Origin of the sequence: Halomonas sp. BMC6, assembly GCF_964204995.1 — a bacterium.
In the GTDB taxonomy this organism is placed as follows: Bacteria; Pseudomonadota; Gammaproteobacteria; order Pseudomonadales; family Halomonadaceae; genus Vreelandella.
The window spans coordinates 2906081-2923033 of record NZ_CAXNSH010000001.1; the positions used below are offsets into that span (position 1 = coordinate 2906081).

18 protein-coding genes are annotated in these 16953 nt (G+C 51.9%); 3 read left to right on the top strand and 15 right to left on the bottom strand.

What is annotated here, in order from left to right; genetic code table 11:
* Positions 1-4: 4 nt before the first annotated feature.
* Positions 5-508: a signal peptidase II gene (gene lspA, locus AB6K10_RS14135; RefSeq protein WP_027957956.1), complete on the bottom strand. Its 504-nt coding sequence runs from the start codon at positions 506-508 to the stop codon at positions 5-7.
* A complete protein-coding gene (locus AB6K10_RS14140; RefSeq protein WP_027957955.1) occupies positions 505-2691 on the bottom strand; it encodes a heavy metal translocating P-type ATPase in 2187 nt (728 codons plus the stop codon). The genes lspA and AB6K10_RS14140 overlap by 4 nt, the downstream gene beginning before the upstream one ends.
* An 86-nt stretch (positions 2692-2777) precedes the next feature.
* Here AB6K10_RS14140 and AB6K10_RS14145 point away from each other — a divergent pair, with 86 nt between their 5' ends.
* Positions 2778-3236, top strand: coding sequence for a helix-turn-helix domain-containing protein (locus AB6K10_RS14145; RefSeq protein WP_144979945.1), 459 nt, complete (start codon positions 2778-2780; stop codon positions 3234-3236).
* Positions 3237-3264: 28 nt separating this feature from the next.
* On the opposite strand, the gene AB6K10_RS14150 is transcribed toward AB6K10_RS14145, so the two are convergent.
* The 4 genes from AB6K10_RS14150 to AB6K10_RS14165 form a co-directional block, all read right to left on the bottom strand.
* Positions 3265-4047, bottom strand: coding sequence for a ZIP family metal transporter (locus tag AB6K10_RS14150; RefSeq protein ID WP_016916429.1), 783 nt, complete (start codon positions 4045-4047; stop codon positions 3265-3267).
* 112 nt (positions 4048-4159) lie between these two features.
* Positions 4160-5149, bottom strand: coding sequence for a M23 family metallopeptidase (locus AB6K10_RS14155; protein ID WP_016916430.1), 990 nt, complete (start codon positions 5147-5149; stop codon positions 4160-4162).
* Positions 5149-5826, bottom strand: coding sequence for a thioredoxin domain-containing protein (locus AB6K10_RS14160; protein ID WP_016916431.1), 678 nt, complete (start codon positions 5824-5826; stop codon positions 5149-5151). Before AB6K10_RS14160 ends, AB6K10_RS14155 begins: the two co-directional genes overlap by 1 nt.
* Before the next feature lie 113 nt (positions 5827-5939).
* The gene (locus AB6K10_RS14165) at positions 5940-6854 is read right to left on the bottom strand and encodes a cation diffusion facilitator family transporter (RefSeq protein WP_339119063.1); all 915 of its coding nucleotides are present in this window, start codon (positions 6852-6854) and stop codon (positions 5940-5942) included.
* A 204-nt stretch (positions 6855-7058) separates the two neighbouring features.
* On the opposite strand from AB6K10_RS14165, the gene AB6K10_RS14170 reads away from it, so the two are divergent.
* The gene (locus tag AB6K10_RS14170; RefSeq protein WP_027957952.1) at positions 7059-7979 is read left to right on the top strand and encodes a bile acid:sodium symporter family protein; all 921 of its coding nucleotides are present in this window, start codon (positions 7059-7061) and stop codon (positions 7977-7979) included.
* 110 nt (positions 7980-8089) lie between these two features.
* On the opposite strand, the gene AB6K10_RS14175 is transcribed toward AB6K10_RS14170, so the two are convergent.
* Positions 8090-9859 carry a hypothetical protein gene (locus AB6K10_RS14175; RefSeq protein ID WP_027957951.1) on the bottom strand — a complete coding sequence of 590 codons (1770 nt, stop codon included), beginning with the start codon at positions 9857-9859 and terminating at the stop codon, positions 8090-8092.
* A 154-nt stretch (positions 9860-10013) separates the two neighbouring features.
* On the opposite strand from AB6K10_RS14175, the gene AB6K10_RS14180 reads away from it, so the two are divergent.
* The gene (locus AB6K10_RS14180) at positions 10014-10244 is read left to right on the top strand and encodes a hypothetical protein (RefSeq protein WP_339119064.1); all 231 of its coding nucleotides are present in this window, start codon (positions 10014-10016) and stop codon (positions 10242-10244) included.
* A gap of 83 nt (positions 10245-10327) precedes the next feature.
* Here AB6K10_RS14180 and AB6K10_RS14185 read toward each other — a convergent pair whose 3' ends face one another.
* The 8 genes from AB6K10_RS14185 to AB6K10_RS14220 all read right to left on the bottom strand — a co-directional run bounded on the left by AB6K10_RS14185 (position 10328) and on the right by AB6K10_RS14220 (position 16946).
* Positions 10328-10666: a hypothetical protein gene (locus AB6K10_RS14185; protein WP_339119065.1), complete on the bottom strand. Its 339-nt coding sequence runs from the start codon at positions 10664-10666 to the stop codon at positions 10328-10330.
* A gap of 21 nt (positions 10667-10687) precedes the next feature.
* The gene (locus AB6K10_RS14190) at positions 10688-11227 is read right to left on the bottom strand and encodes a type IV toxin-antitoxin system AbiEi family antitoxin (protein ID WP_339119066.1); all 540 of its coding nucleotides are present in this window, start codon (positions 11225-11227) and stop codon (positions 10688-10690) included.
* Between the two features lie 336 nt (positions 11228-11563).
* A complete protein-coding gene (locus AB6K10_RS14195; RefSeq protein WP_339119067.1) occupies positions 11564-12307 on the bottom strand; it encodes an antitoxin Xre-like helix-turn-helix domain-containing protein in 744 nt (247 codons plus the stop codon).
* A 369-nt stretch (positions 12308-12676) separates the two neighbouring features.
* Positions 12677-12847 (bottom strand): DUF4113 domain-containing protein, encoded by a 171-nt coding sequence (locus AB6K10_RS14200; RefSeq protein WP_339119068.1) that lies wholly within the window; start codon positions 12845-12847, stop codon positions 12677-12679.
* Positions 12848-13051: 204 nt separating this feature from the next.
* Entirely contained in the window at positions 13052-13318 is a 267-nt protein-coding gene (locus AB6K10_RS14205) for a BPSL0761 family protein (RefSeq protein ID WP_339119069.1), read from the bottom strand.
* A gap of 192 nt (positions 13319-13510) precedes the next feature.
* Positions 13511-13834: a hypothetical protein gene (locus AB6K10_RS14210; RefSeq protein WP_339119070.1), complete on the bottom strand. Its 324-nt coding sequence runs from the start codon at positions 13832-13834 to the stop codon at positions 13511-13513.
* A 300-nt stretch (positions 13835-14134) separates the two neighbouring features.
* A complete protein-coding gene (gene brxL, locus AB6K10_RS14215; RefSeq protein WP_339119071.1) occupies positions 14135-16174 on the bottom strand; it encodes a protease Lon-related BREX system protein BrxL in 2040 nt (679 codons plus the stop codon).
* A gap of 31 nt (positions 16175-16205) precedes the next feature.
* Entirely contained in the window at positions 16206-16946 is a 741-nt protein-coding gene (locus AB6K10_RS14220; RefSeq protein ID WP_339119072.1) for a hypothetical protein, read from the bottom strand.
* Between the last annotated feature and the right edge of the window lie 7 nt (positions 16947-16953).

Consider the following 16953-nt stretch of genomic DNA (forward strand, 5'->3'; position numbering starts at 1 on the left):
AGCGTTACTCAGAGCGCTTAAAAGCAGGACTTTCACGCCATAACGCCACTGCGAACATCAATACACCTGCAAACAGAGCGATATCGGCCATGTTAAAGGCGGGCCAATGCCATTCGCCCCAGTAAATGTCCAGATAGTCGACGACGTACCCTCGCGCTAAGCGATCAACAGTATTACCGAGCGCGCCGCCAAGAATCAGGCTGTACGCACAGGCCTCCAAGCGCGACAGGGGTTTGCATAGCTGCACAACCAATACGACGACCACCACCAACGCTAAACCAAGAAAGAGGTAGCGCTGCCAACCCCCTGCTTCTGCGAGAAAGCTGAAAGCGGCTCCTGTGTTCCCGGTATAAACCCAGTTAAAAAACGGCGTTAGCGGAATGACTTGGCCAAACGACATCTGGGCGTGCACGATTTCTTTGACCAGTTGATCGGCTAGAGCCAATACGCAAGCAAATGTGAACCATGGCCAACGTCGTGAAGGGCTATCGTTTGGCGCTGTTCTCATGACGTTGTTTTTCCTTGTGACAGGCCTGTCATTGCGGTACTGGGCGAAAAGCGGTAACCCAGCAGTCGCATGGCGTTCAACGTCACCAGGACGGTAGCACCGGTATCGGCCATCACCGCAATCCACATGCCGGTAATACCCAGCGCCGTTGTAACTAGGAAAATGGCTTTTAAGCCAAGGGCGAGAACAACGTTGGTTTTCACATTGCGCAGTGTGGCACGAGAGAGGTCTATCAGCTCAGCGATGCCGGTAACGCGGTTCTTGAGCAAGGCTGCATCGGCGGTTTCCAACGCCACATCCGTGCCGCCCCCCATCGCGATACCCACATCGGCTGCCGCGAGTGCCGGTGCATCGTTGATGCCATCGCCTACTTTACCGATGGGGCCACGGCCAGCCGCTTGCCAGTCTCGAACATACGCTGCCTTGTCTTCAGGCATTAGTTCGCCGTACGCTTCAATGCCTAAGCGACCCCCCGTGGCAGCGACGGTGCGGGCATTATCACCGCTGAGCATGACCGCCTGTACGCCCAAACGGGATAGCGCCGCTAGGCCTTCAATGGCATCTTCGCGTGGCTCATCGCGAACCGCGATCAAGCCCAGTAAACGCTCGCCTTCGACGAGGAGAGCGAGGCTCTTACCGGCTTCTTCTAACGCGACAATCCGAGCACTGAGACTTTCCTCAAGGATGACTTTCTCGTGAAGGTGACGAGGCGTCATTAAGCTCAGCTCGCGACCCTCCACCTGGCCGGAAACACCGCGCCCCGCCAGAGCGCGGCCGCCGGTGACGGTGGGGAGGTTGATGCCCGACTGTCGGGCATGCTCAACGATAGCCGTGGCGATAGGGTGACTGGAATCCCGCTCTATTGCGGCGGCGAGCCGCAATACGCTGTTATCGTCTTCCTCAGCAATCCAAGACTCCACATCTGTGACTCTTGGGGTACCCGCAGTGAGGGTGCCCGTTTTATCTAATGCCACCAAGCGAAGCTTACCTAACTGTTCAAGAACGGCTCCCCCTTTGATCAGTAGTCCGCGCCGAGCTCCCGCCGAGAGACCGGCGGCGATGGCGGCTGGGGTGGAAATGACTAACGCGCAGGGGCATGCGATTAACAGCAATGCTAACGCACGGTAAATCGACTCCGACCATGCCATGGTCGATACCAGCGGTGGCACTATCGCCATCAGTAGGGCGAGTAAGACGACGGCGGGCATATAGTAATACGCAAAACGATCAATAAAGCGTGCTATCGGTGCCTTGGCGGCCTGTGCTTCTTCAACCAGACGAATAACGCGTGCGATCGTATTGTCATCAGCGCCTCGTGTTACCTCCACCTCCAGGGCGGCATCAAGATTCACTGTGCCAGCAAAAATGTCATCACCAGGCGCTCGCGAACGGGGTATGGACTCGCCGTTTACCGGCGACTCGTCAATGTCGGAGGTGCCCACCAGGATGCGTCCATCGCAGGGTACGCGATCACCGGGCCGCACCAGCACACGCTGCCCGGGTTTAAGTGACTCCGCCGAGACGTCACGCAGATGGCCATTGTCCATCAGCCTCGCCGTTGAGGGTGTTAAATTTGCCAAGGCTGAGATACTGCGGCGCGCTCGTGAAGCAGCTACCCCTTCGAGTAGCTCACCTACGGCGAACAAGAACACGACCATCGCAGCTTCAGCGGCAGCATTGATGGCCAATGCGCCAAGCGCAGCGATGCACATCAGCATCTCTATGGTAAAGGGATTGCGCATTTTGAGGGCGCCCCAGGCACTCTGCGCAATGGGTATTAAGCCGACTAGCGTGGCCAAAATGAAAGGCATATTACCCAGCGCAGGCCATGCTAAACGAAGCGCGAAGGCTACGATCAGCAAATTGCCTGTGATAATGACCAAGCGCCCTTTAGCGGTTTGCCACCAAGAGGATGAAGCACCAGGTGCGCGTGTTTGGCCATCATGGGAAGCCACTTGATAGCCTAGTTCGTTCAGGATGCCCTCAATGGTCTTTCGCGAGGGGGCCCCGTGATCGTGGTGGTGAATCTTCACTGATCCCGTGACCGAGCTTGCCGTGACTTCCTCAATGCCTTCCAGTCGCTCTAGCGCCGATACAACCTTGCGCTCACAACCGCCGCAGTCCATGCCTTCAACACGCAGCGTCAAGGTGGTAGGCGCTGTTGTCGGCGTTGATGTTTTCATGGTGCCTCTCCTGCCAATGGGCTATGGTTTTTAAGTGTAAACCTTGTAGCAACTACAGCTTCAAGCCCTGCCTAAGGAGTTTTACCATGTCGATGATCGGCCAAAGTATCAGCATTGGTGAGTTAGCACGACGAGCCGATTGCAAACCTGAAACGGTTCGCTATTACGAGCGTATTGGGCTGTTGCGCGATGCGACACGAACCGGTGGGGGGCAGCGCCGCTATGGAGACGACGCTGTGCGGCGCTTGACCTTTATTCGTCATGCCCGTGACTTTGGCTTTTCGGTGGAGTCAGTGCGAGAGCTTTTGGCCATGTCAGATCAACCTGATATGCCTTGCCAAGAAGTCGATGCCATCGCCACGCATCACCTAAAGAAAGTGGAGTCCCGCCTTCAACGACTGTCCATACTGCGTGAGGAGCTTCAACGGATGATCACGCAGTGTGCCGGTGGTAAAGTGGAAAGCTGCCGAATCATTGAGGTCATCAGTGATCATCAACTCTGTATCACTGAAAAATCGCACGGAGGGGCTCTCGACTTGGGTTAGCACTAACGCTACGCCCCACGCCCAATGGTCAGCCCAGCGAAACATCCAAAAACAGCATGAGTACCAATCCGATGGAGAGGCCCAGCGTGGCCTTTTTTTGGTGCCCGCTTCGATGAGTTTCGGGAATAATCTCATGACTGATCACATACAACATCGCCCCCGCTGCAAAGGCCAACCCCCAGGGCAGTAGCGCTTGTGACATGCTGATGACTCCAGCGCCTAATAAGCCACCCAACGGCTCAACAAGCCCCGTAAGGGCGGCAATCGTCCATGACCGCCAACGTGAATAGCCCACGCCTAGCAGTGATACTGCTACGGCCAGTCCTTCTGGGGCATTCTGAAGTCCAATGCCAATCGCTAGTGGAATGCCTCCTTCGCTTCCCCCTGCGCCGAAGGCCACGCCAACGGCTAGCCCTTCTGGCAGGTTGTGTATCGTAATGGCAATAATAAACAACCAGATACGACGTAGTGAGGCAGCCTCTGGCCCTTCTCGCCCCTGTTCGAAGTGCTCATGAGGTAAGAGTTCGTTCAGTAGTGCGACCATTCCAATCCCTAGCAAGATGGCCGCACAGGCAATGGCAGCAGGTACCACGCTACCTCCGTAACGCAGCTCCGAGGCTTCTAAGGAGGGTATGATCAGTGAGAAGAAAGAGGCCGCTAGCATGACGCCAGCGGCGAACCCCAACGCTAAATCGCGAACACCACGATTCGGTCTTTTGGTAAACAAGATAGGAAGCGCCCCGACAGCCGTCATCAAGCCCGCGGCAAGGCTTCCCAATACCCCCATTGTGACGAGAGAAACCTCTTCCATACCGATTACCTGTCTTGTGGTAGATGAGTGATCACAGCGCTAGGGTTCCATAACGAGGCAAGCACACGTTCACGTTACTAACAATCCATGCAACGTTGCTAAGCACGGGTGGTTACGGCTCGTTAAACGAGATCAAGTCATAAATGGACGCCGTGCCGATAGCTTGTTCCAAGCGATCTCTTGCCTCGTAAAGTGACGCTTGATATTCACCTTGAGTCGGCTGCTCACCCAACATGATGCGTTGACCTTGACCAAGGGGATCAACAGGCTGGTTATTGACTCTCACTTCGTAATGCAGGTTGGGGCCCGTGGCGACCCCGGAGGAACCTACCTCTCCGAGCGACTCTCCCGCATTGACTAAATCCCCAACCACTAGCTGTGGGGAGAATCGGCTAAGGTGTGTGTAGCGACTAATGGCCCCTGTGTCGTGCTCCACCTCGATCACCTGCCCATATCCCCCTTGGCGACCCATAAAGAATACGCGCCCAGGTGCGGTGGCAATGACCGGCGTTCCTGTCGGCGCAGCCAAGTCAATTCCATTATGAGGACGCATCCCTCCATACACAGGATGTCGCCGATTCCCAAAGCGAGACGTTAAGCGGGCACTAAGCACGGGCAACCGCAACGTGCCTAGCAGGGTGTCGCTTTTGAAAAGAGCTACGTCCCCCTTTTGGGTGACCGGCCATATGACCTCCAAGGGCTCTGCCTGATCAGGCAGAGCGGCATAACTGAGGCGTGGTGGCCCAACACGGGCGCCGTCCTGGCGTCGATCTTCCTCCCACACTAATTGAATACGTTCACTGCCAGAAAACTCCAGCGGCGCTGCGATAAACTCGCTGAGCAGTGTTTCCAGTTTAGTGGCGAAACGCGTTGGGACACCTTCTGCTGCCAAGGCCTCGTAGAGGGTGGTATCAATGACGACATCACGCCCAAAGGTTAGGGTATCAACGCTATCGAGCGGTAATGTGCCTTCTTGCTCGCTAGCCGCCTGTAACTTGACAGGGCTAAGTTCAGACGGAGGCAATGACAGATGCGTTTGCCAATTGGCTTCGGCTAGCAAGGGGTAAAAGCCCACAAAGCCTAGTAACCACCAGCGCTGCATCACTGGCCATCCTCTTCCCCAGAGATCTCCGCTACTTCACTCTCAACGGCATCAATCAGCTCTTGCATACCAAAGGGGTCTAAAGGCTCGCCATTGACAAAAAAGGTAGGTGTTTGGCGAATCTGATTGGCTCTGACATCCGCCATGTCTTGGTCAATCACCGCCTGCACCTCAGCAGAAGTCAGTTGCTCTTCGGCAGCCGCTAAATCAAGGCCTCCTTGGCTCGCGATATCGAGGATAGCGGATTCATCAAAACTGCCATGTGAAGCCCATTGATCCTGGCGAGCCAGCAGCCTCTCCAGTACCGGTTCAAAGACGCCCTGACGACGAGCAACTTCTAATACCCGAATGGCCTTATCAGATACGTCGCCGTGGAAAGGAGTGTAGCGCACGATGAGCCGCACTTTTTCTGGGTAGGTTTCCAGAATACTTTTTGTCAGGGGATAGAAAGCACGGCAGGCTTCGCAAGCCGGATCGAAGAATTCCACAATCGTCACCGGCGCGTCTTCTCGTCCCAAGATGGGGGAGTGTGAGCGCACCAAGGAGTCCTCTGCCTGGACACTGCTCTCCTTTGCTGCCTGAGCTTGCATATCTAAGAGGGCAGGTTTCGATACGGCGACGATCGCAGCGGTCAGCATTAACGTACCGGCCAATATAAAAGACGCTTTTTTGAACATGTTTCTCTCTCTTTCTCAACGATGGGGTGGAAAAGTAGGGTTGAAAAATAAGCCAATCGCTATGGGAGTAAGCCGCTCGCTAACTACCTGAGCCGGGAGTCGGCCTCGGTCTATCACTCGTGCCCATATAGATTGGCATTTTGATGCGCGTGGTCACTATGCTCAAACTCTAGGCTGGAATGAGCAATACTGAAGCGCATTTTAAGCTGCTCCTTGATCTCTGCTTTGACGGATTCAAGCTGCTGCCAGCCGGTTTCTGTCAGAACCACGTGGCAGTCAAGGGCTGCCATGTTTTCCTGCATCTGCCATAGATGCACATGGTGAATATCCTGGACTCCCTCGATATCTCGTACGGTCTCAACGACTGCCTGCCCGTCAATGTCCGGGGGAGATCCCAGCATTAGCGTACGGATAGGGCCGCCAATTTCAGAGAAGGCTAGGTAAAGAATATATAGCGCAATCCCTATCGTGATCGCGGGGTCCGCCCAGCGCATGTCGTACAGTAAAATAAGCGAACCACCGATAATCACGGCGATGGAGGCAAACGCATCCGATAAGTTATGCAGAAAAAGGGCGCGGATATTGACACTCTCTTTTTGCATTGACCACGTGAGCATGGCGGTAAGGGCATCGACGACGAGCGCGACGCCACCAATAATCACGATCGTCCATCCCTCTATCTCAGGGGGATCGACCATCCGCATAGCGCCTTCGTAAATCAGGTAGACACCGACAATAATGAGGGTGGTGTAATTGATGAGTGCTGCCACTATCTCGATGCGGCCATAGCCAAAGGTCATATGCGCATCGGCAGGCCGTCTGGCGATTTTACGAGCAGCAAAGGCAATGACTAATGCTGCCATGTCAGAAAAGTTATGTAACGCATCAGCGATCAGCGATAGGCTCCCCGCCATAATGCCACCGACGATTTGAGCGATGGTTAAGAGCCCATTGGCCCAAATGGAGATGCTGACGCGCCGGTCGCCAGAGGCAGGATCAATGTGGGGATGATCATGATGATGTCCCATCTGTTACCTTCTCTCGAATTATCTGTTCTTGGTACTATAAAACCTCTAGCAACTAAAGCTTCAACCCTTGAGCATTATCTATTTGCATCGCTGGATTGGGAAGCACGTCCCTAGCTACCAAGGAGCCTTTGTGTGCTGGGCCGAAGGTGATCATGTTTTAGGTGCGGGGCTCAATCCACTTCAACCGGTAACGTCCAATCCACCATGGGTAGATTCATTTATTTTGTCGAGGCGCACCTTGTCTGGTTTGTAATCGTCGTCGCGGGGGGAGGCTTACTCTTTCCGGCCACCGGAATAATGCTTAAGTTCGCGATTGGGCCATTACTGGCATTACTGATGTTGATTATCAGCCTCACATTCGATGCGCATGCAGTGCGCATCGTGTTCCGAAAGCCGTCACGGCAGTTGTTGGCATTGGGGCTGGTCTATGGGCCTATGTCGATTGCCGGGTGGCTAACGGGCCGTCTATTTTTTGGAAGCGGCCCGCTGGCTGCTGGCCAAACCTTGCTCGGCACGCTGCCGACAGATGTGTCTTCTCCTCTTTTGGTACTGATGGCGAAAGGCAATGTGGCGCTTGCCGCTGTTTTCAACGCAGTCAACACCGCGTTATGTCCGTTTATTGTTCCCTTCCTGTTTTTATGGCTCACCGGCCTTCAGTTAGACGTGCCGCTTGGATCAATTATTCTTGAATTAACACTAATCGTGCTTCTTCCTACCGTGATTGGGGTCAGCTTGCGTACAAGGTTCTCGGCTTTCTTTGCACGGCATGATTCAGCGTATGCAGGGATAGGGTCGATTCTGTATCTGCTGATCCTACTCGCCGTGGTCGGGCCGAATGCCACCACGATCATTGGCTATGGCTGGTATGCGTTTGTGATTGCGGGCGCGGCCCTGTGCCTCAATTTGATTGGGTACCTGGTAGGTATGTCCTCACGGTTACTCACCTCTGATCGCAAAGAGGTGATTACCTATCTTTTCACGGTCAGTAAAAAGGAATTCAGCATCGCTGCAGCGTTTGTCGCTGCTTCTGGCTTGCCATCAGAGATCGCAATTCCAGCCGCTTTTTTTGCCGTGATTCAAATGATCACTTCGCCCATCGCAGCGAAGATCCTCGCCCGCCACTGAAGGGATGGCCGTATCGGCTCTTCGTCAGAAGAGCAACCTGCACACGGGGTGTACAGGTTGCTCTTACCGACAAAACAGACACCGCTACTCATAAAGGTGGCAAATAGTACCTATGCTAAGTCACTGCGACCAATACTGACCTTGCTAAAAGCATTTAACACAGAGGCTTCGCAGGGTATCTGTTCCTTTTTGGATTTAGGGTGCTTGAACGTATCGGCGAATCCTGGGCAGTGACCAACTAGTTTTTGGACAACACCTTCTACGTGCCGCACGTTAGACAGCACTTGGCGTAACCACTGCTCGAAGCTGCCTTGGTGGCTCAGCGTGAAGACTAAACCTTTATAGGAAGGAGGCTTGGATGCCTCCTCGCTACCGCCAGCTCTGGGTTTTGGAGGGCGTCGTTGGATCTCCATGAGATAGAGCGTTTGATCTAACACATGCACCCGAACGACGAGCACCCCGCGAGGTACCTTGGTCTGAGTATCAATGTAAACCCAATTAGCGACTGACGTTTCCACCTCCTCGTCTATTTCGAAAGGTTCGAGGCTGATTAACCGAGGGTCAGGAGAAGTGCTGAATCCGTCTTCAAAGGTAAACCAGCTAACGCCACGAATCGTTGCGGGATAGGCCGATTGTAAATAGAGAAGCGCATTCCACATATCACGTAGAAAGCCCTGTGATTCCAGTGTAATAGGAGCATGAATAGACGCTTGTCCCACTCCCTTCCCTGACCCATGTGGCTCCCCAGTGGAGAAAATGGTTTCGTCACCCGGAACGGGGACGCCTCGTGTATCGGGCACGTTTTTTCGGGTATATCGTTTATCCAAGACGGCGCGAGGCTTACCTAAAATAACGAATTCGTCCTCAGTAAGGTCTAGCCAGGAAGAACCATGGTCGGGCTCGTCATCATCCGTCAGGTCAATGACATCGGGGATGTCTTGAAGCTGATGATAGGGGAACTGAGAGGGGGCATCGTCGCCATCGGTGGCTGGTACTGTCGTTGATTTCTCTCTTTCACGGTGGATCGTGGCACCATCGGGCTGCGTACAGCCTAATATCTGCAAGCCTAGGAATGTGTTGCCACCATCAATTGGAACGCCAGAAACAGAGATTTCCCCGCTGCCTTGAAACCATGGAGTGACTTTTAAAAGCATCTTATCTTGGGGGAAGCTGGCTTCAGTCTGCGCATAAATATCTCTGGCAGCTTGTTCGGCATAGGGGTCGTACAGCATGTGCGCGAGCAAAATCGCATCGTGCCTATGAACACGATATGTAAATCTGACAGGCCAGGTACCTGGCGATGGGGGCGCATTAAGCGGTCGATAAAGCCGTTCTTTGACCTCCTCCCAACAGTAAGTGGCGAGCACACGCTTGATTTCAGATGATCGACCGTAAACGCGTGCAAAAAATTCGGTGCAAGGGATGAGCAGATGTTTGCCATCTGGGAGGTCAAATTCAATCAGGTACGATTTGTGTTTTCTGTCCAGCGGTAAATAGCTTGCCTCATGAAAGGAGGTATAGAGGCTGCGCCCTGCTTTGTGCAAGTCGTCTAAGGAGACAATCCGCCAGCCGCCCGGAGAGAACGAAACAGGGAATGTTTTCTCCTCAAATGCGATGCGGGAGTTGCTCACGCCCTTTTCCCAGACGGAGCCGATTCTCAATAGTCCGACATGCGTTAAGACCGTCGTTCGCTTAATCACGTCTCCTAATTTGTTCTCCTGATCAATAGGTCTTAAAAATACATAAATTTTAGGGACGCTTTGTGAGCGGATATTTTTGAAGATAGGCCCGTACCACCAAACGACCAAGCGCTCAGTTTCGTCTTTAAGGGTGCCATCTTGAAAGCTAAAGGTTCTGGATTGTTTGAGAGAAACGGTCACAAGGGCGTGCTCTATGTAAACTCAACATAGAGATTGTCGCAGCAATTATTGTTTAGTCGCAACAATTGTTGAAAATGACAACTTAACTAACGTACACGGTAACTTAGATCATTTACACTTATCGAACAAAAAGATGATAAACAGGAGAACGGTCATGATGCGACACGAAAACATTCTTGCAGCCTTAGGCGGTATGGAGCTAAACGAAGCGATACAGTGCACCCGTGACTCACTCAAACAGCAGTGGCAGCCGTCACAACTGGTTGTATCCACCGCCTCTAATGAAACACTCACTCTGACTCTAGAAGAACGTCATGCGATAGGAAAGGTAGTTCGTGAAATACTGGAAACGCGCTTATCAGTTTTAGAAAACGAAACCGAATAGCCAGAAGACTATGGAACTGCGCAGGATGCTTCAGCATTCGGCAAAGAGCGTGCCTGCTAGGTTACAACCAAAGAATAGCGAGGTTATTTGTAAACGCCTCTGTCCATTCTCGTAATCAGATCCAGCACCTGCTGCGCATCCTCCTCCATGACATCAATGGGACGCTGCCAATCTAGGCCTATTGCTTCATTGTGAAACCAACTGGTTCGCTGCTGTTTGATCCCCACCAAACAGCTCGACAGCCGCACTCCAGATGACGGTAGTAATTTACTGCTTTGGGTCATCAGCGCCCGGCATATTTTCATCACCCTTGCAAGTTCTTTTGAAGCTGTAAATTTGATGAGTCTCGGTGGTATAGGATTTGTCTTTGCTTCTTCTTCGTTGCTATGGATAAGATCAAAAACAACTCCTGGCGTAATCATAGCTTGGCAAAATCCTCGGGCTCAATCCTGGCCATGGATCACCTCCACATCGACTAAATACGTATTTCGTCCCACACGTTTTAGATCCGCCCAGGCAGCATCAGGTGTCGCCATCTTGAGCGGCCGGCCAATATCACGCATGCGTGGCAGCAGCTCGATGATGGGCCTGCTCGTATGAGTGAACTCAATGGTGCCATAAGGGGTGTGGTGCGTCCCTTTGCGTCCCGTTGTCATAATGGTTAATCGATCGACAGGAATTTGTGAGATGGCCCCATACTCTGATAGGGCTGATTCTAGTGAGACGTAGCTGTACTCTCCTCGACGCATGGCACGGGCGATTCGTTCCAGCCGATATGGGTCGGGAGTGCGCGTAAGGGCATAGCAATAGATGCCCCGGGCAACGCCTTCAAGAATGCCATGCTTACGCAGTCGGTTGATCCCTTCCTGAAGGGTTTTTGGTTTGTCTTCATGGAAGATCTTTGCCAAATCATTTAGCGTGAATACGCTTCGTCCTAACTTGTCCCAGCCGTCCAGTCGCTGCCGAGCTGTCATCTGATCCATAAGTGTACACCTAAACCATGTGTTCATAGTCTAGGTGTACACTAAATTGCTCGCAAAGACTGACCAAGATTTCTTAATTACCAACATGCAACAGTTCATCTATACGAGTCATCGGGTAAGCTCCTCAACAGAAACTGGCCGCTTTGGCGTAAGCTCGGCTTTTGAAGCCCTCTAAAAATGGGGTGATAACCCGATAGCTTCACTCTTCGCAGTCGTTTAGGGTCATTTTTTTGAATTTCCAGCGCTATGTGGGTGATCCAAGCCCCCTGGGCACTTTGAGCACAAGGGCTGGAAGAGCCCGCGAACCCCAGGGCTACTAAATAATTGGCGCTTTTTTCATGCAAAACCTCCTTGCCGCTGAGCGTCAAGATAGGCTCGAAGAGCGCGCAGTGCCCCTAAACCACCGCGATGCATTAGCTGCATGGGAGAGAGACCATCAAAAGGGGCGTTATCATTCAAATGATGAAGCCACCGCTGCTGGTGTTCTACTTGTGGAAATAGCAGCGTTAACGACCGGTAGATCCCTAGGAGGTTGGAGGCACGTTCAAGCTGCTCAGCCGTTAAATGTGCCTGTAAAGGCGTCGCTGCCCACTCACGATACACATTACTACTAAGACCTAAAAGCGTAGCCATGCCTGTATCTGAAAGCTCCCATTCATGAGCGATATTGGGGAATGTGCGCATCACTGCGGCACTTGTTTCCGCACTATTATGCGCCGCCATACGATCAGGTCGACGGTGCTGACGCCACTCAATCCAGTCGGTCTCAAAAGCGAGTGGGCCATCCTCGTTATCAACCACTGGGCAGCCGGCACCCTTGAGATAACGCACAAAACTGTCTTGGAGCTTTTGTGGAACCTCACGAATCCTGACATAGCGAGTGCCCGTCGGGGCGATGTGTGCAGGAACTTCTCCTGGCCTTACCGCATTCTTAGGCTCCAGGATATCGGCTTCCCAGTTATCAATGCCCACCGGCTCAAACGGCTTATCGTAATGCTGAACAGACCCTTTTAATCGTTCTATTGGTCTTCTAGTATCGCCTTTGGTGTTAGGACTTTGCGAATCGTTATCTTGCGGCATATAGGCTTCCTCATCCCGACAAACTACCCACATGTTCCATTCACGGCTTCTTGAGGGTAGACGGTCTGACATTGCTATTTGACAACAGTATATTAACGGTATTGAGACAGCACAGGCACACAATGAGATCCTCGGGATTTCAATAGTAATTAGTGACTTAATGCACTGTTATGATCATTGTCGAAATAGCACTTCTTAGGCTAGCTTAGCCCCCTTTGCACCCGTATAGTGACTAGGTGAGTTCTGAGACTTGTTAGCGAACGCTTCCCCTCGGAGACATACGAAACGACGATCACTTTTGTAGCCGCTGAGTGATCGCTTTTTTCTTTTCTTTGCGATGCATGTTTACCGCACAGCGGGCAACTCTTCTTAGCGGGTGGTGTAGCGCGGCGTGGGATGTTCAGCGCGTAATTTCCAGGCGTTGCCTGCTAGGGGTAGTCCCAGCTGTATCGTTCCTCGCCCTAGTTCTCGATTGAGCTTGTCAACGGTGGCCATCAGCCTTTTGCCGAGCTTTGCTTCTTCTGTTTGTGGTGTTTCCATCAGTGTCAGTTGACGGTTAGCTTTTGGGGAGTGATCTTACCCAGCAACGTTGGACAATCGGTTTTTTCGCATTGCCTGCATTAATAGGCTGGCTAGGATCAATGCTTTGTGCATTACGGGGACCTCATGCTGACAAGCATCTTTATACCAAGCCATTAACTCACTAACCGAGCAGTGGAAAGCAAATCTACACGGCCATTCAAATCACGCTGAATCTTCTGCCTCGCGCTCAAAAGAGCCTGGGATCATTGTTTCTGTGGTGCTTGACAGAAAAGGGGTAAAAATAGTGCCTGCAGTAAGCTTTTCCTCTATTTGACCAGCTAAAAGTATCTCTTTACGACTTGGATAATGGCGCAGTAAGCGTCGCGCTTCTTGCCGCTTCTCGTCACAAATAGATTTATCCTTGCTCAGCTCAATGAGAAAAGTTTCAGCCTGGATAATTGCACGTGTGCGCTCATTCGGTAGCGTCATAGGAACTCTCTCATTGCTTTTAAAACCAGTCGATTAGATTGTATCTTAAATACCAAAAGACCTTTTCACTTAGTGCTGAGCTATAAAGCTATTATCGATTTTCTGAATAATCAGCAATTATTCGTTATCGCTAATATTACTCAGCAGCCTTCTATAGCCAGTCCAAAAGCGTGGCGAAACTGCATAGCACGCTTAGGCGTCTCTATCACCAAAATAGTCATCCGTCGCCACGAGCCCCAATCGGTCATCTGTACTGAAGGCTTGATCTCTGTCGCTATCTTCGCTGAACAAATTTTGCACGCGGCGTTCTTGTTTGAAGTAAGCCAGCGTGCTGAAAAAACAGCTTTCGCACAGGTGGACTTCATAGCGCTCGCCGTCGTGTTGAGAGCCATAGCCCCAATGTGCCTTGAGGGTGGCGTACTCAAGATTTTCATCTGCTACACGCGTTGTGGTTAGGCATACATCACACACCACATCGGTGACGGCCTCGACTTCTACTTTTTCAGTCACTTTCATTGCTATGCTCCTCGCCTACCGGCCATGTGCTCACTAACATGGCATGTGCAATGCGTGCCTATCTCGGCGGATGCTCATCACCTGTGCGGGTGGTTGGAAGCTCTTCCACCTGCATAGCCTCCCAGTCCTCAATGCCTACAGGCTCAAATGGCAGCTCATATTTGCCAACCGAGCCCTTAAGCCGCTGCAGAGGGCCGCCGTCTGCTTTTATATCACTGGACTCATTAGATTTTTGCATTTAAGTGCCTTCTGCAGTGCGTGCGAAACCATGAATGCAGTATCACGGTAGACTCATTAACCTTAATCCACCCCAAGCGCTTTGACCACTGCATCAATCGGTTCGGCATAGAAGCTGGTCTGGAACTTGGTGAACAGCTCTCCGGGGATGGTAGGAATATCCATGGCGCTGCTCATGGGCAGGGTGACGCGCTTGCCACCGGCGTCGAAGGCAACCTGCAGGCATTCCGCTAAGCTTTCGACGGGTTTTAGGCTTCCTCCCAGGCTCATATCGCCCAGCACGACCATTTGGCTTTGGGTAGGTTTACCTACCAAGCCAGAAGAGAACGCGACCAAGCTGGCGAGCGAAAGGTCACGCAAAACGCCGCTATTTTGCAGATCGACCACATGCAGATGGAAGTCGTGCTCTAGCACCTTGCGGGCTCCGCTGATGCGGCTGGCGTTGGCCTTGAAGTAATCAAACGCCATTTTGACCTGCTCTTTGGCGGCGGTGGAGTTCCAGAGCCCTGACATGGCCAGCTTGCCGCTGCCTGCGGTTACCTGCATTTCGATGCGATAAACCCCCGGCATGCCTTTATCGCTGAGACCAATAGTATGCACCACGCCTGGCTTTCCCTGGCCTTCTGGAATCAGGCCACCACCGCCCTGCTCTTTCACCGACACAAAGTGCTCTTCCAGGGTCTCTTTGTCGATGTAGCTGAAATGGACATCGTAAAACTCCATGCCACCAATCTTTTTCAGCTGTTCTTTCACGCGACGGCGTACCTGCATGGCGTATTCCAGGCAGTCCCGCACATCATCTTTCATGTACTCCCCATGGGGAAACATCAGCTTCAGCAGGCCCGACACGGTTTTACGCACCGCGATCACGTCACGCTGGTTGAGGTTGTCACCCAACGAGAAGTAGCGATCAATGGCATCGGCGAAGCTGCGCTTGCGCATTTCACGGAAGAATTCGGCTAGGTAATCGACGATAAACCCATAGCGCTGAGTAAAGAACGAGGGCCGCATCTTGGGGATTTCCCAGCCAGGAATATAGGCATGGAAGCGATCAAAGAAGGCGGCATCAATCATGGCATCAGGGAATGGCGTCAATAGGTGGCTGGTTTTTACCATCGACTCAACGCTCTGATTGATGTTGCCGACAAACACCATCGAGGCAGAGGCTTCCATCTGCTCGCGCCCCCGGGCAAAAGAACCAGAGGCCATGTAATCTTTCATGATCTGCACCCCGTCCTTATCCTTGAACGAGATCCCCGCTACTTCGTCAAAAGCGACTAAGTCCCACATGCCCACCAGGCCAATGCGCCGCGAGCTCATGTTGTAGAACAGGTTAGCCACCGTGGTTTGCCCGCCAGAAACCAAAATGCTGTTGGGTGAGCACTCTTTGTAGATATGGCTTTTGCCGGTGCCCCGTGGCCCTAGCTCGCAGACGTTATAGTTGTTCTCGACAAATGGAATCATCCTGGCCAGCAGGTGCCATTGCACGCCCTCATCCAGCTCGGCAGGTTCCATACCAATCGAGCGAATCAGCACTTCACGCCATTGAGCATTGGTGAACCCACGCCGCCCTTCAAACAGTTCATCCATATTCATGTGGGGCATCTGAATCGGCTTGAGCAGGCTGACGCCAAACGGCGAACTTGTTTGCCCCTCTTCATGGAAGTAGCTGAGCGTGGCGATCACCCAAATACCGCCTACCAACAGCTTCTCGTGCTCTTTAACAATGCCTGCAGATATTTCGGCATCTTTGATGCCCAGGTTACTGAACGCCGCTTCATAGCGATCTTTCTTCTCATTCAGACGCACCGTGACACGATCAATTACCTTGAAACTGCCGCGCTCACGCACGATGGATTTCACTTTCTCCGCTTCATCGGGCCGCACGTAGTTATCCGTCAGAATCGCTTTGACGTTTTCCAACCCCTTAGCGATCACCTCGGCATCATCAGAGGCGCAGTACATGCCCAACAGGTACTCCAGCACGTAAACAGGCACATTTGCGCCCTCTTTCACGCGCTGGGTGAGGTCCTTACGCACCACGCGGCCAGCAAAGTGCATGTTGAGCAGCGTGTCGAGGTCGTATTGCGAATCGTTGTCCATAAGAAAAATTCCATTATTTTGGCAGTACACGCTACTCACCAGCGGAGCTGGCCCACACACGTCCGTTGGACATTTTGTTCAAGTAACTTAATCCATTAGCTCTCTGTAACGAGCCAAAAGGAAAGTAAGATAATATATAGAAAGCGAACTCCGGCGTTACCCAATAGCTTTCAGCATTCCAGTCGTAGTTTGAGAGAACATCATCACGCCCTAAATCTCTATACACTTGTGCGGCTAAAAGTATATAGTTCACAAAGTCAGAGGGAGTGTTTTCTTCTTGTGATGTAGCCTCTCTCCAAAGCTCAAGCGTATTGATTGACTTTTCCTGCACAGGATGATCAGGCATATTTGAAAATTTTTGATTCAGCTTCTCTTTTTCAACTTCTTGTCCTCTGAGTAATCCTTCATTAAAAATTTGGTTCCTAATGTCTTCGCTCTCATTACTCTGCACACCTAATGTATATGCTTGCGTCACCATGTTTTTTTCAATTTTATTTACCACTAGATTGAAGAATTCAATCGATATCCAAGAGGCATATACAACTGACAACCATGGCGAAAAAAATAGTCCTGGCTTACTGCCAAATTTTCTTTCAACGTGACTAGCTTCTGTCTCATATTCCGGAAAATGCTTTAAAAACTCTTCTGGCCCTTTGGATTTTTCTCCAGATGAAGACTTGTGCAAAGCGTGTGCATTATAAAAACCGCTCTCATTACAGTTCACGTGTATCCCGTTAACCTTAACGCCCAGGTTTTCCTTAACTAGCTGCATACACGCT